The sequence below is a fragment of the Vibrio echinoideorum genome (genome assembly GCF_024347455.1).
Lineage (GTDB): Bacteria > Pseudomonadota > Gammaproteobacteria > Enterobacterales > Vibrionaceae > Vibrio > Vibrio echinoideorum.
In genome coordinates, this window is record NZ_AP025484.1 from 1,148,691 (window position 1) to 1,174,686 (window position 25,996).

Genomic DNA, 25,996 nt, shown 5'->3' on the forward strand with positions numbered 1-25,996 from the left:
ATCGTTCCTTAGATTAATTCAGTTATTTATTTGTTAGTTTCACATGTTCATATGGTGCGCCCTTACCCACTCTGTTTTGGTAAGTAAGGTCCAATAATCAAGACGTTATTGGTTTGTCTCGTTTTGGCTTTGGGTAATCTCACGCTGTTTCCAAAGCTTAAAGATTGCAGGCAACACCAGTAGGGTAAGCAACAGGGCAGAAGCCATTCCGCCTATCATTGGTGCTGCGATTCGTTGCATCACTTCTGAGCCCGTACCCTCGCCATACATGATTGGAATGAGACCAATGATCACCGTAAGAACCGTCATCATCACAGGGCGCACACGCAGTCCTGCGCCTTCACGAATGGCATCAGTTAGATCAGCTTGTTGAAGCGTTTGTTGGTTTTGTTCTGCATCGAGCTTTTTGTAGTGCCACGCTTGGTTGAGATAAACCAACATGATCACGCCTATCTCGACCGCAACGCCTGCAAGTGCAATAAAACCAACACCCACGGCTATCGAGAAGTTGTAATTGAGGTAATGCATCAACCACAGTCCACCCACCATAGCCAAAGGAAGTGTTGCCATGATCATCATCACTTCACCGACGCGGCGGAAGCTTAGGTAGAGCAACAACATGATGATGGCGATGGTGATTGGCACAACGACACTCAAACGCTCCTTCGCGCGCTCCATGTATTCGTATTGACCAGACCAAGCGAGCGAGTAACCCGCAGGTAATACAACTTGTTCGGCAACGACTTGTTGCGCTTCAGCCACATAAGAACCTAAGTCACGCCCTTCGATGTCAACGAACACCCAACCATTAGGACGCGCGTTCTCCGTCTTTATCATTGGAGGCCCATCTTCATAACGAATATCCGCAACATCAGAGAGAGCAATTCGCGCTCCATTTGGTGTCACTAACGGCAGGTTCTGCAACTTAACGACAGAGTCACGATAGCTTTGTGGGTAACGTACATTGATTGGGTAACGTTCTAGCCCTTCAACGGTTTCACCCACATTCATCCCGCCAACTGCAGTCGAGATAACCTGTTGCACTTCTTTAATGCTCAAGCCATATCGCGCAGCAGAGCGGCGTTTAATGTCTATCGTCACATAACGACCACCAGCAACACGTTCGGCATACACAGAAGCCGTACCGCTAACACCATTTAAGATAGGTTCCAGCTGAGAACCAATATCTTCAATTACGCTCAGATCCGGGCCTGCGATTTTGATACCGATTGGGGTTTTAATGCCGGTCGCTAACATGTCGATACGGGTTTTGATTGGCATAACCCAAGCATTGGTTAAACCGGGGAACTGAATCAGATCATCAAACTCTTTACGCAGCGACTCTGTAGTGACACCGTCACGCCACTCATCTCGTGGTTTAAGCTGAATCACCGTTTCAATCATGGTCAGTGGCGCAGGATCGGTTGCCGTTTCTGCGCGTCCGATTTTGCCCCATGTGGTTTCGACTTCTGGAATGGTTTTGATGAGCTTGTTGGTTTGTTGCAACAACTCACGAGCCTTACCTATTGAGATACCCGGATACGTGGTTGGCATGTACATCAAATCCCCTTCGTCCAAAGGAGGAATGAACTCACTACCAAGCTTGCTGGTTGGGTAATAGGCAGACGCCATTAAGCCAAGTGCGATAACAATCATCACCTTTGGATATTTTAGGCTGAGGTTTAGAAGCGGCTTGTACATCGCCACTAAACTGCGGTTAACTGGATTCTTGTTTTCAGGTAACACGTTGCCACGAATAAAGTAGCCCATTAACACAGGCACAAGCGTGATAGCCAAACCGGCTGCTGCGGCCATCGCATACGTCTTGGTAAACGCAAGTGGCGAGAACATCTTGCCTTCTTGTCCTTCTAACGCGAACACAGGTACAAAGCTCAAGGTAATGATAATCAGAGAGAAGAACAGCGGTGCGCCAACTTCTTCTGCTGCTTTACCAATCACTTGCCAACGGTTTTTGTCAGTGAGCGGAGTCCGTTCAATATGTTTATGAACGTTCTCGATCATTACTATGGCACCATCCACCATGGCGCCAATCGCAATCGCTATTCCACCAAGAGACATGATGTTGGCGTTAATACCCTGCCAATGCATCACAATGAATGCACCCAAGATACCGACAGGCAGACTTAGAGCGATAACCAACGACGAACGGATATGGAACAAGAACAGCGCACACACGACGGCGACCACGATGAACTCTTCAGCAAGCTTCTTCCAAAGGTTTTCAACGGCTGAATCAATCAAAGTAGAACGATCATAAGTCGCGACAATCTCGACACCATCAGGTAAGCCCGCTTGCAGTTTAGCGAGTTTGGATTTAACTGAGTCGATCACTTCACTGGCATTTTCACCAAAGCGCATCACGATAACGCCGCCAACCGCTTCGCCCTCACCATTGAGTTCAGAGATACCACGACGCATTTGCGGGCCAAGGTTAATGTCGGCAATGTCGCCCAATAACAGAGGAGTACCCTTGTCGGTCACTTTTAGCGGCAGAGATTGAATGTCTTCGATGCTTGTGAGGTAGCCGGTTGTACGAACCATGTGCTCGGCTTCGGCAATTTCAACGACAGACGCACCGGTTTCTTGATTACCATCTTGGATTGCCTTGTTGACTTGCTGAAGTGTTAGGTCGTAAGCACGTAACTTGGCAGGATCAATCTGTACTTGGTACTGCTTCACCATGCCGCCAACGGTCGCCACTTCAGACACGCCTTCTACGGTTTGCAGCTCGTATTTCAAGAACCAATCTTGCAGACTACGAAGCTCTGCTAAGTCGTGCTTACCGGTTTTGTCTTGCAGTACATAGCTGTAAACCCAGCCTACACCAGTTGCATCTGGTCCTAGTGTTGGCTTGGCACTCGATGGCAAGTTAGGTGCAACTTGGCTTAAGTACTCCAACACTCGTGAACGCGCCCAGTACATATCGGTATCGTCATTGAAGATGATATAGACATAGGAATCACCAAAGAACGAGTAGCCACGAACCGTTTCTGCACCCGGAACGGCTAACATCGCCGTTGTGAGCGGATAGGTCACCTGATCTTCGACTACTTGAGGCGCTTGCCCCGGATAGCTGGTTTTGATGATCACCTGGACATCAGAAAGATCTGGGATAGCATCGACGGGCGTATTTTTAACGCTGTATAAGCCGCCAAATACGATGGCTACAGTGGCAACCAGAACCAAGAATCGGTTACTGATGGACCAACGAATGATTGCATTGATCATAATGTGCCCTCACCCGTGCTATTCGTCGGTTCGAGAGATTTGAGCACATAATCAGAACCTTGCTTCGCCACTAGAAACCGAATGCTTTGACCCTCGGTAAACTCGGATAAATCAAGGTCATCACTTACTTGGAAGTTCATTTCACCCGCCTTCCAATTCCACTCAAGGACTGGCTGATGTTTTACGGTGATCATGCCAAAATCTGCCATCAACATAGTGATGTCACCTGTTACCCAAACTTCGCCAGCGATCTTGTGTTTGTTGACCTTGTAATCAACAACCTCGTACTGCCCTGACTCTGTCTTTCTCATCTCAAAATCAATTGCCTTACCACGCTGCACGTCACTCATGTCCAAGCCTTCCGCAAAGGTGAAGTTCATCACCATGCCCGGCCAATCCCATTCTGGAACAGGCTGATGGTTAATCGTCACCATGCGACTGCCTTGCATAACATCGGAAATTTCACCGTTTGCCCATACAGTTTCAGCATCTTCCTCAACACCATTGATGCGTGACAGATCAGCTGATTGGCTCGATTCAGAATCCAACATGAAGTGTGCAGAAGTGACAATGTTTTCGCCTTGCTCCAGCCCTTGAAGCACCTCTATTTTTTCGCCAGCTTCACGACCAACCTCAATACGAGCAGAACGATACTTTCCAGAACCTTCTGACATTACCACTCGAGTCATACCACCGGAGTGAATCACCGAAGATCTTGGGATAGTAAGAACGGCTTCATCACTAATGGGTTTCAGCGCAATATTGGCAAACATATTTGGCTTTAGCTCGCCGTGGGGATTGGAGAACTTTAAACGAACGCGTAAAGTTCGAGTTTTCGGGTCAAGAATTGGATACACATAATCAACGTTGCCCTGCCACTCTTTGCCCGGAATCGCATCCAGTGTCATCTCTGCATTACTGCCCGATGAGATCCAGTGAGCTTGGCGCTCAAACACTTCGGCATCAACCCACACCTCGTCTAGAGGGCCTGCGCTGATTACCGCTTGCGCAGGCGAAAGATAACCACCCTCACGAATATTGAGGCTAGCGATAACGCCATCTGCGGGTGCTTTAATTTTTATGGTTTGCGAGGCTTTACCTCGGCGAGTGATCGAACGAATCTGATCCTTATCGACACCCAAGGTGATCAAGCGTTCAGTGGATCCCTTGACCAGCCCTTTGCGACCCGTTTTATAAGCGCTAAGTAACTCTTCTTGTGCCTTAACCAGCTCTGGAGAATAAAGTGTGAACAACACATCGCCCTTATTCACCTTCTCACCGACAGCATTGATATAAAGCTTCTCAACCCAGCCTGCTGCTCTTACGTTGGTTTGCCACAATGTACTTTCATCGAACGCCACGTAACCCACGGTTTCAATACGAGGAGACAACGCTTCAAAGTTAACTTTTGCTGTTTTGACACCAAGATTATTTTCTACCGACGGGTCGATATACACAGTTCCCGCCTTGTCTGCTCCCGCACTTGAGTCATCCGCATAAACAGGAATTAAATCCATCCCCATAGGTGACTGACCCGGCTTGTCTCGCTGATAATTTGGGTCCATAGGCGCAACCCAATACAGAGGTTCATTACTTTCGTCAGCTTTAGATTCCGCTCCCTCCACTCCTGCCATCGCTGACATGTTATGTGCTGAACCAATGACAAAGTGATTCACACCAAAACCCAATGCACCACCGACCAACAAAGCGATAGTCGCTACTTTTACTGTATTCATTGTCTATTCCCTTATTGATTGGCTGTGTGTTTAGTTGCGCTTGAGTTGAGTTGTGGTTGGTTTACTTGGTATTCAAAACCACTGACTAACGCCGCCAGTTTACTGTTAACTATGTTGAGATCGGTGATCAAACGTTGTTGCTCTAACTTAAGCGCCAGCTCATCGGTCGTTGCTAAAATGACATCGTTAAACTGAGCGGTATTGTTTTGATAGCCCCTTTCAACCGCACTAATTCGAGCGGCAGTTTGAGGAAGCAAAGTGCTTTGGTAGCGTTCTAAACGCTGGGTGAGGTTCGCCTTATCCACCAATAATGCATTCACTTGCGCGTTCATTTGGGAAAGTAAGGTGTCTTTTTGGGATTTAGCTGCACCAACTTGGTACTGAGCCGCCGACAAGTTCTTATCCTGTCGGTTACCCGTAAACAAAGGGATATCGACAGTAAGATAAGCACTGACAAGATCAGAGGCAGGTTCGCCAGCCATGTTGTTCGCTTGTCGATGGGCATACATCACTTCCACGCCAAATTGAGGCGTATACGCTTGCTCGGCTAGCTCTACCTGAGTTTGATTAGATGAGATAGTCGCATCTGTGATCTTAACGAGCGGATGATCCGTCAACAGTTGATAGTGCTTGGTTGAATCACGGTTAGTCGCCAACTTGCTCTCCAATAACGACCAATCAATGTAGTTGGTCGCATGAAGCCTCCCCTGAGGATAAAGAGCCTGAGAGTCAATCGCTTGGTTCCCTAACCAATCAGAACCGAGCCACTCAGACAGTTGAGAGATCAAGCGGCGTTGAACTTGCTGATTGGCTTGTAACTTTTCATCAAGCTTGCTGACTTGAAGCTGAGCATTAAGCAGATCTTGCGCTTCGCTTTTACCAATCGAGTAGTTGGTTTGCACATAGTTTTCTAGCTCAACCAAAAGGCGTCGGTTTTCACGCATAACACCTTCTGCGACTTTCTGGTAACCCAATTCAAGCCAAAGCTGCGTCATGCTGTTAGCAACGGTAAGCTCACGAGCCTGCACTTGAAGCGCTAACCCATCCGCTTGCTGACCGGCTTTTTTCTGCTGAAGATCCAGCGTATCGCCACGTTCAAATTGCTGCATTAGACCGACCGAAATATTGGTCATCGGGTCTTCATCAAACTGGAAGCTATCGACTGGCAGACCGCCAAATCCGACTTTTAGTTTCGGGTCCATTAAGGTCGCGTTGGCAATGCCCGTTTCTCGCATCGCTTGAGACTGAGCAAAGTACTGTTTGCGATTTCCATCTTCGCTTAAAGCAATCTCAATCAGTGTATTGAGTTGCTGTGTTGAGCTCTGTGGATCGGCTTGTGTTGAAGTAGGCGCAGCAGCTAAAGCACTGGCTGAAATAAAGGCAGCACTCGAAACAAAGGCAACAGCGACCACGACACTCGCGTTTATTTCAAACACGGAAGTTGTTGGTTTTATATTCACAATGAATGTCCATATCTAGCGTTAAATAACGCATATAAAAGATTGGCGTATCAGATTTATTCCCCTGATATCGCTATGTTTTTAGATATAGATTTATGCGGTGGGTGGGCGTAGTAAAGATTGAGCGCGTGCGACTTTCTGGCCAATAGTGACAGATTGAAAACGAGCGAATGAAGAGATAAATGGATTAACAGTTTGAACAGCCTGAATAGGGTAAGAAACTGTAGAACAAACAGAGGCACAACAGTCGGAACCAGAGCAATGGTTTCCCATCATGTCGCCACAATCTCCGCTCTCTGGAGACATATGACACTGAGAATCAAATACCTGAGCATCCACCATATTGGTGTGTTCAGCGTGTGATTCGGAGCTTACGACGTGGCATTCCGCCACCATATCATCTGCCAAAGCATCACTATGGTAACAAGCGGACTGGTTCGAACCCATTTGAGACATCATCACATTGGTCATCATGATCGATGAACTTGAGGCGTAGCTAGACACCAACATCGCAACGATGCTGAAAACAGTAATCCAAGTTGTACGGAGTGTGTTTGTCATAGCTTACCTTTAGGTTTTCAAGCTAACTATAAAGGTTACCCTTAGGGTAAGGTCAAGTTCATTACTCAATATCTTTAACCAATAGCCGAATGAATATTCAACACGCTTTACACTAAAGTGAGAGAGTCGTTTGATTTAAGGAAATTTTCTTTAAAAATTATCTCATTAGCTCGCTAAACCTCGATCTGTGTATTTTACTTAGATAAGAATAATAGAGATTCACGGATGAAAAAATGACTAAAAAAAACAACGTCAAAAAAAGCCCAAAGCTCGATAAAAAAGAGCATCAAGACACCAAACCCATAGAGGCGTCGAAACGGAAGACTCAAAAGAAACTCCGATTGCATTCGAAATTAAAGGTTAATGTGCCTCTCTCTCAATCTTTAATGCTCATTCTACCTTCTTTAGCGAAGCACGCCTCAGCGGAAACCAACACATCAATCGACGATGCCAAGTTAGTTCAACAAGAGCTATCCGACAACCAAAAAAGTGACGTTCATCAAAGTGAACATATTTCTAAAGACGAAAATCAAAAACCAATAACAAGAAATATTCACGACTCTAACGTTGCTGCTGATCATGAGCTTGCTTCTCAGAAAGGTGAAACGACATTAAGACCTTCACATCACCTTTCTAGCTTGTCACATCCTCAAGTCCATTACGTTCCAGCCAGTTCTCTTCCTTCAATTGAGGCAGGCGGTATAACACCTCCCACGAAAAATCAACCGACAACACCGAACGTTCCAGTTACCTTCACACCGGAAGTTATCCAAGGAAAATATGGAGAACTGCATGTCGATGTGAGTGGTAAATACACCTTTGTACTAAACCCACTCTCCCCTCAATATGTTTTGCTGCACCAGAATCAACCCGGTACAGATAAGTTCATGCTTCATTTATCAAATGGATCGAGTGTTGTTGTTCAAATTCCAATTTCCGGAAAACAAGATACTCCGTCCATTTCAGGAGATTTACGCGGTGTAGTGACTGAAGATCAAAACGTAGATTCTCATGGTTTATTGAATGCAGCGGGCAAAATTGATGTGGTAGACCCAGACCATGATCAAAGTTCGGTTATTGCTGAAACGATTGCCGGGAAATACGGCACGCTGACAATCGATGCCAATGGTGCATGGCATTACCAAGTTGACAACTCACTTCCTAATATCCAAGCACTCACTTCATTAACTAGCCTTCATGAATCATTCACGATTCATACTAAAGATGGTACTCCTCAAACCATCGAAATGACGGTCGGTGGAATCGATGACAACGCCGTAGTTAGTGGATTAGATACTGGAACTCTGGTCGAAGATTCAACATTACACGCTCATGGGCAGTTAACCGTCTCAGACCCAGATTTAAACCAAGATCACTTTCAAGCCGAACAACTTCAAGGCCATTTGGGCACCCTCTCCATCCAACCAGACGGTTCTTGGGCTTATGATTTAGATAACCAGAACCCTACCGTTCAAGCCTTAGGACAAGGTTCAACAGCGACGGATACCATCACGGTTCACTCTGCTGACGGTACGCCTCATCAAATAACCATTGCAGTGAATGGTACGAATGATAATCCAGTTGTAAGCAGTTACTCCCCAAACCTCCTCTCGAAAACAAGCACTAGCGCATCTCCCACTGGGTTAGGTAAGGCCGTATATGAAGATATCAATGTACAAAATGGCCACCTACATACAGGTGGCCAATTATATGTTGATGATAGAGACAGTAATGAGTCAGAGTTTTTGCCCGAAAGTCTGCATGGAACCTATGGTGAATTGAAACTTACAAGCCAAGGCACTTGGTCTTACATAGCTGACAATAATAACCCGGTGATAGACCGACTTAATAATGGCGACACTCTAACCGAGCACTTTCAAATACACACAAAAGATGGCTCGCCATTTGAACTTAATGTTTATATCAATGGCAACAATGATTCAGCCACAGTAAGTAGTATGTCTGTTGCTGTTGATGAGACTGACAAAGCAATAACAACTGCGGGTTCACTAACCAGTACTGACGTGGATAATCCAGATAATGCATTCACACCGGATTCGATTACTGGCACCAACGGTGACCTGACTATTGATGCCAATGGTCACTGGTTCTTCACAGCTAACAGCGCGTTTAATCAATTAAATGTCGGCGATAAAGTCGAAGAAACGTTCACTGTCTCTTCCATCGATGGCACCCCATCGACGATCAAAATTACGATTAATGGTACTAACGACGCCGCTACTCTCAGCAGCGCGACCGTTGCTATCGATGAGACTGACACAACTGTGACGACTTCAGGTACGCTAACCAGTACCGATGTTGATAACCCAGACAATACGTTCACACCAGACTCCATTGTTGGAGCTAATGGTGATCTCACCATTGATGCCAATGGTCATTGGAACTTCACCGCTAACAGCGCGTTTAATCAATTGAACGTTGGCGATAAGGTCGAAGAAACCTTTACGGTCTCTTCCATCGATGGCACCCCATCAACGATCAAAGTCACGATCAAAGGCACCAACGATAAAGCGACGGTCAGTACAGCAACGGTCAGTGTGGATGAAACTGACAGCGCTATAACAACTTCTGGAACCCTCACCAGTACCGATGTAGATAATCCAGATAATACGTTCACGCCAAACTCCATTACAGGCACCAACGGCGACCTAACTATTGACGCTAATGGTCATTGGACATTCACCGCCAACAACGCATTTAATCAGTTAAACGTCGGCGACAAAGTCGAAGAAACGTTCACTGTCTCTTCCGTTGATGGCACACCATCAACAATCAAAGTTGCGATCAATGGCACCAACGATAAAGCCACCGTCAGTAGCGCAACTGTTGCCATCAATGAGACTGACAAAGCGGTAACCACCTCAGGTACGCTAACCAGTACCGACATGGATAACCTAGATAATGCGTTTACGTCAGGTTCCATTACAGGCACCAACGGTGATCTGACCATTGATGCCAATGGTCATTGGAACTTCACCGCTAACAGCGCGTTTAATCAATTGAACGTCGGCGATAAGGTCGAAGAAACCTTCACGGTGTCATCTGTTGATGGCACTCCGTCAACGATCAAAGTGACAATTAATGGTACCAACGACGCTGCTACGGTCAGCAGTGCCGCCGTCTCCATCGATGAGACTGACAAAGCAGTGACAACTTCAGGCACGCTAACCAGTACCGATATCGATAATCCAGACAACGCATTCACGCCAGATTCCATCACTGGCACGAACGGCGACCTGACCATTGATGCTAATGGACATTGGAATTTCACCGCCAACAGCGCATTTAATCAGTTGAACGTCGGTGACAAAGTTGAAGAAACCTTCACTGTAAATTCTGTTGATGGCACCCCTTCGACGATCAAAATTACGATTAATGGTACTAACGACGCTGCGACTGTTAGCAGCGCAACCGTAACTATTGATGAGACGGACAAAGCGGTTACCACGTCAGGCACGCTAACCAGCACCGATATCGATAATCCAGATAACACGTTCACGCCCGATTCTATTTCCGGTACTAACGGCAACCTAAACATTGATGCTAATGGACATTGGACATTCACCGCCAACAGCGCATTTAATCAATTAAACGTCGGTGACAAAGTCGAAGAAACCTTCACTGTGTCGTCCGTTGATGGCATACCCTCGACCATAAAAGTCACGATTAATGGTACCAATGACAAAGCCACTGTTAACAGTTCGACCGTCGCCATCGATGAGACTGACAAAGCGGTAACCACCTCAGGCACCCTAACCAGTACCGATGTAGACAACCCAGACAATACGTTCACACCAGATTCCATTTCAGGCGCCAACGGTAACCTGACTATTGATGCCAATGGTCATTGGGTCTTCACCGCCAACAGCGCGTTTAATCAGTTGAATGTCGGCGATAAAGTCGAAGAAACCTTTACGGTGTCGTCTGTAGATGGCACACCCTCGACCATAAAAGTCACGATTAATGGTACCAATGACAAAGCCACTGTTAGCAGTGCGACCGTTGCTATCGATGAAACTGACAAAGCGGTAACCACCTCAGGTACGCTAACCAGCACCGATATCGATAATCCAGACAACGCATTCACGCCAGATTCCATCACTGGCACTAACGGCAACCTCTCTATTGATGTCAATGGTCATTGGAACTTCACCGCTAACAGCGCGTTTAACCAATTAAACGTCGGCGACAGAGTTGAAGAAACCTTCACGGTGTCATCTGTTGATGGCACGCCGTCCACCGTCAAGGTGACGATCAATGGAACCAATGATAAAGCCACCGTCAGCAGCGCGACCGTTGCTATCGATGAAACTGACAAAGCGATAACCACGTCAGGCACGCTAACCAGCACCGATTTAGACAACCCAGACAATACGTTTACGCCAGATTCACTAATTGGCTCGAACGGCAACCTAAACATCGATGCCAATGGCCATTGGACATTCACCGCCAACAACGTATTTAATCAGTTAAATGTTGGCGATAAAGTTGAGGAAACCTTTACGGTCTCGTCTATTGATGGCACACCGTCCACCATCAAGGTGACGATTAATGGCACCAACGATAAAGCGACGGTCAGTACCGCAACAGTCAGTGTGGATGAGACTGACAAAGCGGTAACTACTTCAGGAACGTTGACCAGTACCGATGTTGATAATCCAGATAATACGTTCACACCGGATTCCATTTCAGGCACCAACGGCGACCTGACCATTGATGCCAATGGTCATTGGAACTTCACCGCTAACAGCGCGTTTAATCAATTGAACGTCGGCGATAAGGTCGAAGAAACCTTCACGGTGTCATCTGTTGATGGCACTCCGTCAACGATCAAAGTGACAATTAATGGTACTAACGACGCTGCGACTGTTAGCAGCGCAACCGTAGCTATTGATGAGACGGACAAAGCGGTTACCACGTCAGGCACGCTAACCAGCACCGATATCGATAATCCAGATAACACGTTCACGCCCGATTCTATTTCCGGTACTAACGGCAACCTAAACATTGATGCTAATGGACATTGGGTGTTCACCGCCAACAGCGCATTTAATCAATTCAACGTCGGTGACAAAGTCGAAGAAACTTTCACTATCTCTTCCATCGATGGAACACCATCAACGATCAAAGTTACGATCAACGGAACCAACGATAAAGCTACTGTTAGCAGCGCAACCGTAGCTATCGATGAAACCGACAAAGCAGTGACAACTTCAGGAACGCTAACCAGTACCGATGTCGATAACCCAGAGAATACGTTCACACCGGATTCAATTATTGGTACTAACGGCAACCTAAACATTGATGCTAATGGTCGTTGGACGTTCACCGCCAACAGCGCATTTAATCAGTTGAACGTCGGTGACAAAGTTGAAGAAACCTTTACTGTGTCGTCCGTTGATGGCACACCCTCGACCATCAAAGTGACGATTAATGGCACCAATGACAAAGCAACGGTCAGTACCGCAACTGCAAGTGTGGATGAGACTGACAAAGCGGTAACGACATCAGGAACATTGACCAGTACTGACGTGGATAATCCAGATAATGCATTCACACCGGATTCGATTACTGGCACCAACGGTGACCTGACTATTGATGCCAATGGTCACTGGAGCTTCACCGCCAACAGCGCGTTTAATCAGTTGAACGTCGGTGACAAAGTAGAAGAAACCTTTACTGTGTCGTCCGTTGATGGCACACCCTCGACTATAAAAGTCACGATTAATGGCACCAATGATGCTGCCACGGTTAGCACTGCCACTGTTGCTGTGGATGAAACCGATACTGCGGTGACTACCTCAGGCACGCTAACCAGCACCGATATCGATAACACTGATAATGCGTTCACACCAAGTACAGTGTCTGGTGCTAACGGCGACTTTAACATTGATTCAAGTGGTCAATGGACCTTCACCGCCAACAGCGCATTCAATCAATTGAACGTCGGTGACAAAGTCGAAGAAACCTTTACTGTGTCGTCTGTTGATGGCACACCGTCAACGATCAGAGTGACGATTAACGGTACTAACGATGCAGCGACGGTCAGTACAGCAACAGTCAGTGTGGATGAGACTGACAAAGCGGTAACGGCTTCAGGTACGCTAACCAGTACCGACGTGGATAATCCAAATAATGCGTTTACGTCAGGTTCCATTACGGGGACCAACGGTGATCTGACCATTGATGCCAATGGTCATTGGAACTTCACCGCTAACAGCGCGTTTAATCAGTTGAACGTCGGTGACAAAGTTGAAGAAACCTTTACTGTGTCATCCGTTGATGGCACAACGTCGACCATCAAAGTAACGATCAACGGAACCAATGACAAAGCCACTGTTAGCAGTGCGACCGTCGTTATCGATGAGACTGACAAAGCGGTAACCACATCAGGTACGTTGATCAGCACCGACATAGATAACCCAGATAATGCGTTCACACCGAATTCAATTATTGGTGCCAACGGCAACCTAAACATTGATGCTAATGGTCACTGGACCTTCACCGCCAACAGCGCGTTTAATCAATTGAACGTCGGCGATAAGGTCGAAGAAACTTTCATTATCTCTTCCATCGATGGTACTCCATCAACAATCAAAGTTACGATTAATGGAACCAACGATAAACCAACTATTGCTGCGCAATCGCACTCGGTTACCGAAGATGGGCAATTACTCCAAGGTCAAATGGCCGGCACAGATATCGATGATGGTGCCCAGTTAACTTATTCAGTAGCAAATCCTGTAGATGGATTGACCTTAAATAAAGACGGTAGCTACAGCTTTGATCCTTCGAATAGTACCTACCAACATCTGGCAGATAAACAAACTCAAACCCTTACGATTCCAGTCACAATCACTGATGAGCACAACAGCAGCTCAACAGAAAACCTAACCATTACTATTACTGGTACTGGTGATGCCGCCATTATTGGTGGTGTGGATACGGGTTCTGTCATTGAAAAAACAGCGGGTGATAATATGTCACCCGATTTTGCTCACTCCGGAATGGCAACACTGGGAAATAGTGTTTTATATGCCGATGGACAATTAACCATTGTTGACGCAGATAAAGGCGAACAAGGTTTTGCTTCCCACACCAATGCCTATAACTACCATGGTACTTATGGTGATTTAATTTTAAACCCTGATGGTAGTTGGCATTACGTTGCCGATGCAGGCAGTGTCAGTCATATTGGTGGGCGACCAACCACCAGAGGGACCGCCATCGACCAACTTGGTAAAGGTGATACGTTAACTGACACCATCACTGTCCATTCTATAGATGGCACTACGCACGATATTGTAATTACCATAAACGGTAGCAATGACCGTCCATACTGCTCTTCAAAAGTGCAGCTCAACAGCGGTAAAGAAGACCTCGCGCAAACCATCACAGCCACCGAACTCTTAGCAAACACTATAGACGTGGATAGCAACGACCTAGGCAAACTCACCGTTGCGAATCTTCACGCTGATCATGGTTCTATTCTAGATAATCAAGACGGCACATACACTTTTACCCCAACCAAAGACTATAACGGTCAGGTTCATTTTAGCTATGACGTGACAGATGCGCATGGCGGAACGACTCATACAGGGGCGTCTACCACACTCACGGCTACCCCAGACAGCGCCATCATTTCAGAAGTGACAACTGACCACGTCACTGAAGATGGGGCACACAGCAGCCACAATGCAGGGGTTACAACTGAGCTCGCGAATGGAAGACTACAAGTTGTGGATCCAGATAGCGGGGAGAATAAATTCCAGTACAGCCAGTTTGGTGAATCAGCAGTTCACGATCCGTTTGGTGGCATGTTACGTATTGATAGCATGGGCAATTGGGGGTACAGCGTTAATAATGCCAATTTGCAACACCTTGCTCAAGGGCAAACTGAAACCGTTGTCTACCGTGTTCATAGTTATGATGGAACGGCATACGAGTTGCACATAGACGTTGTTGGCACCAATGACGCGCCAACCGTTACCCAAGTTGCGCTAAGTAACGGCACTGAAGACACGCATTATCAAATGCAAGCGAGTCAGTTTGGGTTTACGGATGTTGATACCGGCGACACGCTACATTCCATCGCAATCACAGATATACCACCAGCAACACAAGGTAAGTTTGTACTCGATGGCCACGATATTACTGCGGGGCAGCACATCCCTACAGCTGACATCAGTAAGCTTCAGTTCGTCCCTGCGCAAAATTTTAATGGTGATGTTCAGTTTAAATATACTGTTAACGATGGGCATACCGACTCTACAGAGGCTACAAATACTCTTCATTTTGATGCCGTTGGGGACGTAGCAGTAATCACTGGAACGACAACGGGCGATGTCGATGAAGGGCATGGTAGCTTTGGTAATATGTCACCAGATTACGCACAACCTGGCATGGCGAAACTCGGACAATCTGCATTAACGGCTGATGGTAAGTTGGATATTGTTGACCCTGATACTGGTGAATCTCAATTTGACTCTAAAGGCGGAGCTTGGAATAACTCCTACCATGGACAATACGGACACTTATTGTTAAACACTGATGGTACTTGGCATTACGACGTGACCGTTGGCAACGTTGATTGGGTTGGTAATCGCAAAACAACAGTCGGCACAACCATTGATGAACTGGGTGAGAATCAAACACTGACCGACACCATCACCATATATTCTAAAGATGGTACAGCTCACGACATAGTAATTACCATTCATGGCGATAACGATAGACCTTATATCAGTTCTGAAGTCACACTTGCCACAGGAACAGAAGATACCGCGCAAACGTTAACCACTGCCGATTTACTTACTAATACTGTTGATGTAGATGCCAATGATGTCGGCAAACTTAGCATTGAAAATTTAGTTTCAGATCATGGGTCGCTCTTAGATAACAAAGACGGTACATTCACGTTCACACCAGAGAAAGACTACAACGGTACTGTTCATTTTAGTTATGATGTCAAAGATGCCCATGGTGGTGTTACGCATACAGGGGCAACAACGACACTCGTTGCGGTACAAGACAATGCAATTATTAGTGGTGTTGATACCGGCAGTGTGACTGAAAATACGGCTGGCAAAGATATGTCGCCTGATCATGCCCAGCCTGGAATGAGCCATTTAACGGGGGCGATGTTATATGCTGATGGCAAACTTTCCATTTCAGATCCGGATGCGGGAGAAAACGAATTCGATACCAACCAAGTAGGGTCTCAGGGCTACACCTATCATGGCAGTTATGGCCAGCTTATATTAAACGCGGATGGCAGTTGGCATTATAATGTAAATGCTGGCAGTCAAAACAATGGTGCAATGCCAGGTACTGTAGGTACTGCAATTGATAAATTAGGCGATGGAGAATCGCTTACCGATACCATAACTATACGCGCGAAAGATGGAACAACCCATGATATTGTCATTACAATTCATGGTAGTAACGACCGCCCATATTGCTCATCAGAAGTACAGCTTCACTCAGGTAAAGAAGATACAGCGCAAACGCTAACCACTGCAGATCTACTTGCTAATACCGTCGATGTTGACGCCAATGATGCCAGTCAATTAAGCATTGCTAATTTAGTTTCAGATCATGGTGTTGTTATTGATAATAAAGACGGGACTTTTACATTCAATCCTGACAAAGACTATAACGGACAAGTACATTTCACTTATGACGTGAAAGATGCTCATGGTGGTATTACTCATACTGGGGCCACTACCACATTAGCAGCAGTCAATGATGCCGCTTTATTTTCAGTAGACGATACAGGCTCAGTAAAAGAAGATGTCCACGTTCAAGGTGACTCTCAACATACCGTGGCAGTATCAGGAGTGTTAATTGTTTCCGACCCTGACGCAGGGGAAAGTGAATTCGTTGCCAACCGAAATGTACATGCGGTGAGTGACCCATTTGGAGGTGATTTAAGTATTGGCCGAGCCGGCGACTGGACTTACTCGGTTTCGAACAACAATTTAAATAGGCTTGCTGAAGGCGAAAAACATCAAGTCACATATGAAGTGGTTTCTCGCGGAGGAGATAAACACCAAATAGTCATCACCGTCGTTGGTACCAATGATGACCCTATACTATCCGTTACCCAAACCACCCCGACAACGGGAACCCTCACTGAAACCGATGTTGACGTTAAAGATACACATACTTTCTCTGTCGTCAGTTCAACAGGGCAATTTGGTTCAATCTCTGTCGATCCGGATTCAGGTGCCTATGTGTACACTGCAAACTCTTCGGTTGCAGGGATGGCTTATAACAAAGCAACGCACACCTATCACGGAACCGATGTTTTTGAAGTAAAGGTGGCTGACAATCATGGTGGCGAATCATCGACATTCATAACTTTTGATACCAATGGTCATATTTCAGTTGTACCTGGACAACAACCAACAATTTCAACAAGTGTACTTACTAATCCATTAATCACGGCAATTCAACCAAGCTTACCTACTGGAACAAATACGCCACCAAACAATGGAGTTACAGTAGATTTAATAACACCGAGTGATACAGGTAAATCAAATACGGATAACGTCACCAAAGAGACAACGCCAACAATAACGGGACACACTGATATTCCCTATTCGCAGGTCACTATTTACGATGGCTCCACACCAATTGGACACGCAGTATCTGACGCATCTGGTCAATACAGTGCAGTGGTAAGCAACTTAACAGATGGCGATCATAACCTATCGGCTAAAGCGCTTGCTCCGTCTTCATCTATACCTGCAACATCTTCACTACTTTCAGTTCACGTCGACACTGTGATTGCACCACTGACCATAGCACTGACTCACGACACTGGTAGTAGTAATTCTGACTTAGTCACTCACGATGGCGCCCTAACGATTGGAGGGCAAGAAGTAGGTGCAACCGTTGAATACTCAACAGACAGCGGACACACATGGACGTCGAGTTTTACACCACAACAAGGTTCAAACAGCGTTAACCTAAGACAAACTGACACCGCAGGTAATGTGTCGGCCAACACGTCATTAAACTTCACCCTTGATAATTCAATTACACCACCAACAGTGTCATTGGCCCACGACACAGGTCGATACTCTACGAATACTCCGGACTTAATCACTAAAGACTCTCAGCTTTCAATTCAAACGGAAGCAGGCGCAAAAGTAGAATATTCAAATGATGGCGGACACAGTTGGAGTTCAGTATTTAATCCAGTAGAAGGTGTAAACAACCTGCAGGTAAGACAAACTGATATCGCAGGCAACTTATCTCCAGTGACTCACTTTAGCTTCACCTTAGATACAACCCCCGGCACAGTGACAGTGAACCCGATATCGCAAGATAATGCACTAAATGCTACTGAGAATAACCAGCCGTTGGTAATAACAGGAACCACCTCTAATATCGACCCTGGTGATGTCGTGTATGTTGTCGTTGGTAATAATCATTTTTATGACGCGACCGTAAAATCGGATGGTTCATGGTCATTGACCCTTAGTGCATCTGTTCACCAAAACATTCTGGCGTCCGATCACGACTACCCAATACAAGTGGGTACCGTAGATACTGCTGGCAATTCAACACCTCGTATTTCAACTCAATTATTAATCGATACACAGAACCCTATTCCACATATAACCGTCGATTCAGTTACACAAGATAACGTACTTAATGCCCTTGAATCGGGTCAAAGCATTCCGATAACAGGGACGGTGACTGGTGATTATCACGCAGGTGATACAGTAAGCCTGAAAATAAACGGGGCGAATATTCTGTCTCTCACGGGCACTGTTGACGCTAGCGGACACTTCTCAATTCCAGTTGATGGCAGAGTGTTGGAGCGTGCTAATATTCATACTAGTTATGCAAGTGGTCAAGCTGCGCCAATACATTCTATTGAAGCAACGATCCAAACAACCGATGCAGTGGGAAATACGGGAAGTGCAACCACAGGTTCACAAGTTTTCACCGTTGATACGCAAATACATGTCGCTATTCAGACCGATCCAATTACCGCTGATAATGTAATTAACGCTCAAGAATCCAATTCATCTGTTGATATCACAGGGGGTGTTTCTGGTGATTTTAATGTCGGTGACATTGTTACTTTGAACGTCAATGGGGCACAACATACTGGCGCTGTAGACTCACAAGGACACTATTCCATTGCCGTTCCTGGTAGCGAGTTAACTGCAGATGCTGACCAAAAAATTGAAGCGTCAATCGCGGTAACAGATAGCGCAGGTAACAGCACTCACACCACCACAGATGTTGTTTATCAAGTCGACACTCAGGTTAGCGTTCCTACTATCACTTTTGAAAACACAGGGGCAGACAACTTATACAGCAAAGCTGAAATCGCCCGAGGCCATGCAAATACGATTACAGCAACCGTTACGCCTCCTGGTGATGCTAAAATCGGTGAGCATCTTGTTGTTAACGGTCAGGATCATGTATTAGATGCTCACACTCTTCAGCATGGAATACAAATTGAAGTTCATCCAGGTTCTAATGTGCAAGCAACAATGACTGACGAACACGGTAATACCGCAGGTAGCCAAGGTTTTGCTGCAAGTGCTATACCTGAACCGATCGTTGTCAGACCACCATCGGGAAGTCATCAAGTGTCTGGCACGCTTGGCATACCACCACAATTGCCGTCTTTAACACCAGTACCCACCACACAACACGGTTGGAGAATTCATCTACCAAATGGACAATATGTGACCAGTCATCATGGGCAATATGGAACACTAACCATTGATCCTCAAACCGGTAATTTACATTATCAAGAACAAGCAAATGTTCACACAGGGCCACATGGCAGTGCTTCTGGCATTGGTCAACATGAAGACAAGTTCGAAGTTGCCTTACAAGGTACGAATCAAGATGAAGTGGTCGCGCATGTCAACATTCAAATACTAAGCCATGGGCCGGGACATAGCGGTAAATTGAATATAGGTACCGAGGTGGTCGATATGACAATAACCCCGATCGCCCATTCCTCACACCCAGCTCCACCACCACCGCCTCCTGTTCAACATGACGAGCCAGACATGGCTTCGCAAGCAGACTTTACGGTCACACTAAGCGATGATAGTAATCTAGATTTAACCCAGCAGACCCATCAAGAACCAGATGAGAAAACCAGCCACCACGGTGCAGCAGCTTATCTGGATGCATTGGGCATTAAACCCGATGCGACATCAACAACTGTCCACGATCAACCTGCGGACATGGACATCGTACTAGCGCAAGTTGACCATCAAGATGCAACGACACATGACCAAGCGCACTTGGATATGTCAGACGCGCTTGAACACCATGATGCAAACATCAACCATAACCAGGATGATGAGCATCACCACCACGATATCGATGGATTACCGGACATAGACCCTAACTCATAACTCCACATATAAAGTGCTTATTGCCTAACGCTTAGTGCTTGCAACTTACCGCTTAAACTCAAAGCCAACACAACAGGGAGCATTATTTGCTCCCTGTTGTTTCTCTCTAAACAACATACAAAACAGAGAATATGAAAACCAAAAAGGGAGCACATGACGTGCTCCCTTTTATACTTTTCTACTTTCTTATTCGTTGACTATCCAGCTACTCTTTATAGGGATTACCTCTCACCAAACGCGACACTCACATTGGTGTAAATCGGTTTCCATAAATACTGGAATACAGATTTCTCACCGGTAGTGATATCTACCTCGCCCGTCATACCTGGCAAGATAGAAAAGCTCTCCGGATTATCACGGAAGTAAGGAACATCCACCGAGACGACTACTTCATAATAAATTTCACCGCGTTCACTTTGACTTGTGGTTGGCGAAATACTCTCTACCGCCCCTTTTAGCGCCCCAAATCGGCTGTAATCAAACGCATCAATCTTGATTCGAGTCGGCTGTCCTACACTCACAAAACCAATATCTCTTGGTGATAAACGGGCTTTAAAGTCAGCTTTCCCACCAACAGGGACGATCTCTACCACGGTCCCACCCGGCTGAATAACACCACCGTTTCGTGTGCTTGGCAGGCTTTGCACCAAACCTTGTAGCGGTGACACCAACATGGTGTTGGTCAATTTTGCTTGGCTTGAGCGTACTCTCGCGTTCAGGGCTGATAAGTCAGATACGGCTTTAGAACGATCATCGCTCACTTTAGCTTTAGCCTCCGCAAGAAGCTGTATAATTTTTTGATCATTACTGTCAGCTTGCCTAATCAATACCGACTTCTTACCACGAGCTTCTTCAATTTTTTGCTCGATACTTGCCAACTTCTGGCGCATTTCAAGCACCCGTAACCGTGAAATATTACCCGCTTTGAAGCCCTTTTCTAATATATTCAACTCTTGCTTCGTCGCATTCAACTCTTTCTCATAACTCGGCAAGGCCTTTTCTACGCTACGAAGCTGCTCTGCAATTTGCTCACTCTCTTTCTCAAGCACCACTCGCTTTTGAAAATAGAGTGCTTTTTGCGCATTCAACTGCGCCTTTTGTTGGCTAACAATTTCAGGGTAATCTACTTCAAACTCGGCAAGGTTGGGCTCTCGTTGCTCAAGCAAAGCATTCATGCGTTCAACACTGGCTAGTAAAGTCACTTGTTGGGATTTGAGTTCTTCAAGAGCGGTACGTTGAAAGGTCGCATCAAACTCAACAAGAGGCTGACCTTTCTCAACCAATTGACCTTCTTTCACTAAGATTTGTTTTAACTTGCCGCCAATCGCACTTTGTAATACTTGCTTCTCGCCTTCTGGAATCACGGCTCCTTTGGCTTTAGCAATTTCGTCCACTTGAGTGACTACAGACCAAGTAGCGAAAGCAATAACACATAAGGCAACCGACCACGTCGCCAAAGTCAAAGTACGAGCCGTATTTTTCGATTCAACAAGTTCACCGTAGCGCTTGCCCTGTTCAATAGGTTGTTTAGCCATTAGCGACTCCTTGCTTAGACTGTGATTGTTCTTGAGAAGCAGCATGCTGTTGAGCTGACGGGGCTTGAATAGATGGCTGCTGAACTTGAGGTTTGTTTTCGGGCTCCAGTGATTCTTGAGGCTTTAGGGGTTCTTGCGGCGGCTCGGGTTCTAAAGGCCCGGCATAAACGACGGCACCTTCATTTAGAACCACCACTTTATCGGCAAGTTTGATTAACTCCGGATCGTGTGAGGTGTAGACCACCGTTGCCTTTCCTTTTTTCGATAGCACAAACTCACCAAAGATACGCTTGGCGTTTGGATGTGAGTCTGGCACTGGATTATCCATCAAGAACATTGGGTAATCATAAACCAGAGCTTTTGCATCAATGAGGATCTGCGCAACGCTACCTGACAACATATCAAAAAGGCTATCCGGTTGGATGCTACTAATGGAAGTATCTAAGCCATTTGGTAGTGTGTTGAACCAGCGCTTCCCTCCAACCCTATCAATTGCAGAAATCATTCTCTGATCTTCGACTTTATGCCCGTCGTTTAGCCACTCTCGTATACTCAACGTCAATAAATCCGGATAAGCAGCTCGAATCAAACACCAATGGCGGTAAAGTTGTGGGTCATATTGAACAAGGTTAACGCCATCAAGCTCAACCATACCATTTTGAATAGGCTGTAAACCTGACAACACTTCAATCAACGTCGACTTACCACTACCAGAAGGCCCAGTAATAGCAACAACCTCTCCTGCTTCGATCTCAAAGCTCACTCCGTTCAATGCCGGGCGACTCTGCTTGGGATAGCGCAAAGTTACTTGCTCTAACTTCAAACTAGGCGCTACCGATGACAACGGGTGATGTTGATAGCTGAATTCTCGCTCAGAAGGTTGAGAAAGGATACGGTTCACCTGTAGTTTGGATTGATTAAAGCTATGAAAGCGCATCGCACTGTTCGCCAACATTTGAGCCGGACCTGTCACTTTGGATATCAACATCATGGACGCGATAAGACCACCGGGAGTCATCACTTGTTCGAAAATCAGCCCTATCCCTAATCCCATCACCGCTAAGGTTGAACCCACACCAATAAAATAATAAATGGAGGTATATCGGCTCTGTAAAACCGATTGGTTAAAGGTCACGGTAGACGCAAGAAGATTGGCCTTTTTGAAACGTTGAATCCAATGTTGAGAAAAACCAGCACTACGAATAAAGGCAAGCTTGGATGACAGCTCATTGGTCATATTTTGACGATTCGTACCTGCTACCGTCGATTGCATCGAACGCTTGCTACTAGAGCGTATCGATCGTTTTGCTAGCAAGTAATAAAGGATTAGAGAGATAACCGGAACCAGCACCAACCATCCGCCTAAAACACCTATCGCAAGTACAAAAATAAGAATGAATGGCAGATCAAACAGCGCATTTCCTAATGGCCCTGATAGCACACCTGAAATACGCTCTGACAGCATCACTTGGTTTTGCTGACTAGAAGAGGCTGTTTGCTGATTTTGAGCATAGCTATTTCGAAGCAGACGCTGCACAAGAGATTGAGAGATCTCTCGGCTTACTCGATTCGAAACTGAAGCAAACACTCGGCTACGCAATGTTCTTAACCAACCCATCATCACAAACAACAGCGCCGCACCAATGGCGATACCTTGCAACTCATGCCCTGCATCACCACCAATCACATGGTCATAAATCGACATCGTGATGAAGGGAACGGCAAGCGCAAATAAGTTGGTGATAAAACTGACCAACAGCAATTTAGGAATGATAGGGCGAAACGCATGTAACCGTTCACCAACCCAATCAGGAGACCCCTTTTCTAATGGTGGGCCTTCGATAACGATACAAAACTGGGGGGAATTCGTAATATCGTCATTGGAGTCCGAAGCAATAAACTGTTTTGACTCGAGATGACCTAAGACCAACTCATTCTCACTCAGTACCAATAACAATAATTTGTGGTCACCGACTTCGTCTAAGTCGGCAACTAGGCGATATGGCAGTGCTAACCTATCGAACAAGGCAAACATATCGTCAATCGATTCTATGCCATTTTCATCGACCCACTGATGTGCGAACAATTGGATATTTGCGTTCACTTCCAATTGCTTCAGAACAGAAAGGCTCTCGGTTTCTAAATGGTTCATCACCTCTTGTCGACCGCTCGTATCTGGACGGTTGCTCGTATTTGAACGGTTGTTAGCATCTAAACTATTCATACTACGGCCTCCTGATTATTCTCACTGTCTACCGTAATGGCTCGACTTTCCACTGTAATGATTCGGTTAGCTAACTCGCGAAGTTGCGAATAGTAACTGACCATCAGTATGGTTCGCCCTGCCGATAATTCTTGCTCCAAGACCTTGACTAGGTTCCCGAGAGCATCTAAATCTAACGAAGAGTCAGGCCTCTCTAGCATAATGACGGGCTTGTCACTTGCTAGCTGAGTCGCGATATTGAGCATTTTCACATTTCCCATACTCAATAAAGAAGCACTCGTATGGCCAATTTGAGTTTCTAACCCATCAGGTAAACGAGTAATTTCTTTGGTTAAACCAAGCCGTTTTGCATAGTCATTGGCACGTTGTGTCCTCTCAGGGTCAAAGCCACACAAGTTGTCGAGTATAGTGCCCGACACCAATTGTCCTTTAACGCCACAATAGGCTGCAATGTTGGTTACGGATGCAATTGAAACGGATTCCCCGTTAATGAAGCACTCACCTGCGGTCAAATCATCAATCCCTGCAATCGATGACAGTAGATGGCTGTTGATATGACGGTCTTCACTTTCCAAAAGAACCAGCTCGCCTTTATTCAACATCAAGTCCACTTGTCCTAGTGCACCGTACCTTTCAACCGTTGCTTGTTTAATCTCCAAAGTTTCAAAATCGGTAAGCGTTGCTTGAAGTTGATCAGGAGTGGTATGGATAGAAATCGATGGCTTGGAAACAAGATGTTCAGTAACCGACTGATCACTCAACTTTTCTATTGCTTGATTAGCACTGTGTATTGAATTGAGCTTAATTCGAACTCCAACCAGAGCGCTTAACGGCGCAACAGCTCTGCCCGATAAGATAGAACATGCTGCCAACCCACCTGTGGTCAACTGACCATCCAACACCCACAAGCTACCCGTAATCACCAGTAAAACTGAAGTCGCTAAGGCAGCAAGCTGAATACATTCTTGTGCGAATGCATTCTGTTCTTCTTCTCTTGCTTTGGATTGAGAACGAACATTGTTGAGGAACTTAAACTGATTAAAAATTCGAGATTCGATCGCCTGTCGTTTGATTCCTTGAACTGTTTGGCTCAATAGAATCAAGAATGCTTTTCGCTCCTGCTCATCTTGAGACGCTTCTTCACTCAAGCTTTTAACGCGAATAGAAGATAACCAAACAATACCGAGTGTAATTAGCCAAACTACCAAAGGTATCGCCACCAGCTCACCGCCGATGTAAGCCACCAAACCTAAAAAGATCAATGCAAAAGGTAGATCAATAAAACCAGCGATAATCCCACCTGAATACCAGTCTTTGACTTTTGATACGGAGCCGAGCCCCTCTTCTACACCACCAATACCCAGATGGCGAATATGGTTTGATGAAGCGGTCGTTACCCTTTCAACCAAGGTTTGATACGTCGCTTTTTCTGTATTACTGGCAGCAGCAGAAAGAAGCCAAGTTCGTACAAACCTAATGAGTGCTTCCATTGCAACAGCCAGAGTCGCACCCGCTAAAAGTAGAGTCGCGGTTCCGTAACTTTGGTTAGGTAAAATACGGTCATAGATTTGAAGTACCGTTAGAGGAACGGCGAGAGAGAGTAAATTGATGAGCAAAGAAGGCAGTAGAACTTTTCCTACTACCCCTTTGTTTTTTACTGAACTGATGGGCATACACAATCCTTATCCATGCTTATGAAATAAGATTGGTACACCATGTTGGGTATTGCAAGGTAAAGGACTGATTTACCGTGTTTTTCAATATAACTATGACGCAGATCTTCCTACACAAATCTTCCGTTCTATTC

At 45.8% G+C, this 25,996-nt stretch carries 8 protein-coding genes; 1 reads left to right on the plus strand and 7 read right to left on the minus strand.

The annotated features are described in order from the left end of the window. Positions 1-105: 105 nt before the first annotated feature. From OCV36_RS21380 to OCV36_RS21395, 4 genes are all read right to left on the minus strand, one after another. Positions 106-3,249, minus strand: coding sequence for an efflux RND transporter permease subunit (locus OCV36_RS21380; protein WP_135455211.1), 3,144 nt, complete (start codon positions 3,247-3,249; stop codon positions 106-108). After that, positions 3,246-4,985: an efflux RND transporter periplasmic adaptor subunit gene (locus OCV36_RS21385; protein ID WP_135455213.1), complete on the minus strand. Its 1,740-nt coding sequence runs from the start codon at positions 4,983-4,985 to the stop codon at positions 3,246-3,248. Before OCV36_RS21385 ends, OCV36_RS21380 begins: the two co-directional genes overlap by 4 nt. Before the next feature lie 11 nt (positions 4,986-4,996). Next, positions 4,997-6,361 (minus strand): TolC family protein, encoded by a 1,365-nt coding sequence (locus OCV36_RS21390; RefSeq protein ID WP_390903453.1) that lies wholly within the window; start codon positions 6,359-6,361, stop codon positions 4,997-4,999. Between the two features lie 177 nt (positions 6,362-6,538). Further along, a complete protein-coding gene (locus tag OCV36_RS21395) occupies positions 6,539-7,006 on the minus strand; it encodes a hypothetical protein (RefSeq protein WP_135455215.1) in 468 nt (155 codons plus the stop codon). Positions 7,007-7,239: 233 nt separating this feature from the next. On the opposite strand from OCV36_RS21395, the gene OCV36_RS21400 reads away from it, so the two are divergent. Beyond that, positions 7,240-20,430 (plus strand): VCBS domain-containing protein, encoded by a 13,191-nt coding sequence (locus OCV36_RS21400; protein ID WP_167853013.1) that lies wholly within the window; start codon positions 7,240-7,242, stop codon positions 20,428-20,430. Between the two features lie 221 nt (positions 20,431-20,651). On the opposite strand, the gene OCV36_RS21405 is transcribed toward OCV36_RS21400, so the two are convergent. Genes OCV36_RS21405 through OCV36_RS21415 form a run of 3 tightly spaced genes read right to left on the minus strand, consistent with a single transcriptional unit; the run spans position 20,652 to position 25,862 of the window. Beyond that, positions 20,652-21,965, minus strand: coding sequence for an HlyD family type I secretion periplasmic adaptor subunit (locus OCV36_RS21405; protein ID WP_135455217.1), 1,314 nt, complete (start codon positions 21,963-21,965; stop codon positions 20,652-20,654). After that, positions 21,958-24,189 (minus strand): peptidase domain-containing ABC transporter, encoded by a 2,232-nt coding sequence (locus tag OCV36_RS21410; protein ID WP_135455218.1) that lies wholly within the window; start codon positions 24,187-24,189, stop codon positions 21,958-21,960. Before OCV36_RS21410 ends, OCV36_RS21405 begins: the two co-directional genes overlap by 8 nt. Then, entirely contained in the window at positions 24,186-25,862 is a 1,677-nt protein-coding gene (locus OCV36_RS21415; protein WP_135455220.1) for an ABC transporter transmembrane domain-containing protein, read from the minus strand. The genes OCV36_RS21410 and OCV36_RS21415 overlap by 4 nt, the downstream gene beginning before the upstream one ends. Positions 25,863-25,996 lie beyond the last annotated feature (134 nt).

What these genes read in the sequence shown, in the direction of transcription:
- OCV36_RS21400 (WP_167853013.1), top strand. Translation starts at nt 7,240, where the DNA reads ATGACTAAAAAAAACAACGTCAAAAAAAGCCCAAAGCTCGATAAAAAA.
- OCV36_RS21395 (WP_135455215.1), bottom strand. Translation starts at nt 7,006, where the DNA reads ATGACAAACACACTCCGTACAACTTGGATTACTGTTTTCAGCATCGTT.
- OCV36_RS21410 (WP_135455218.1), bottom strand. Translation starts at nt 24,189, where the DNA reads ATGAATAGTTTAGATGCTAACAACCGTTCAAATACGAGCAACCGTCCA.
- OCV36_RS21385 (WP_135455213.1), bottom strand. Translation starts at nt 4,985, where the DNA reads ATGAATACAGTAAAAGTAGCGACTATCGCTTTGTTGGTCGGTGGTGCA.
- OCV36_RS21380 (WP_135455211.1), bottom strand. Translation starts at nt 3,249, where the DNA reads ATGATCAATGCAATCATTCGTTGGTCCATCAGTAACCGATTCTTGGTT.
- OCV36_RS21415 (WP_135455220.1), bottom strand. Translation starts at nt 25,862, where the DNA reads ATGCCCATCAGTTCAGTAAAAAACAAAGGGGTAGTAGGAAAAGTTCTA.
- OCV36_RS21405 (WP_135455217.1), bottom strand. Translation starts at nt 21,965, where the DNA reads ATGGCTAAACAACCTATTGAACAGGGCAAGCGCTACGGTGAACTTGTT.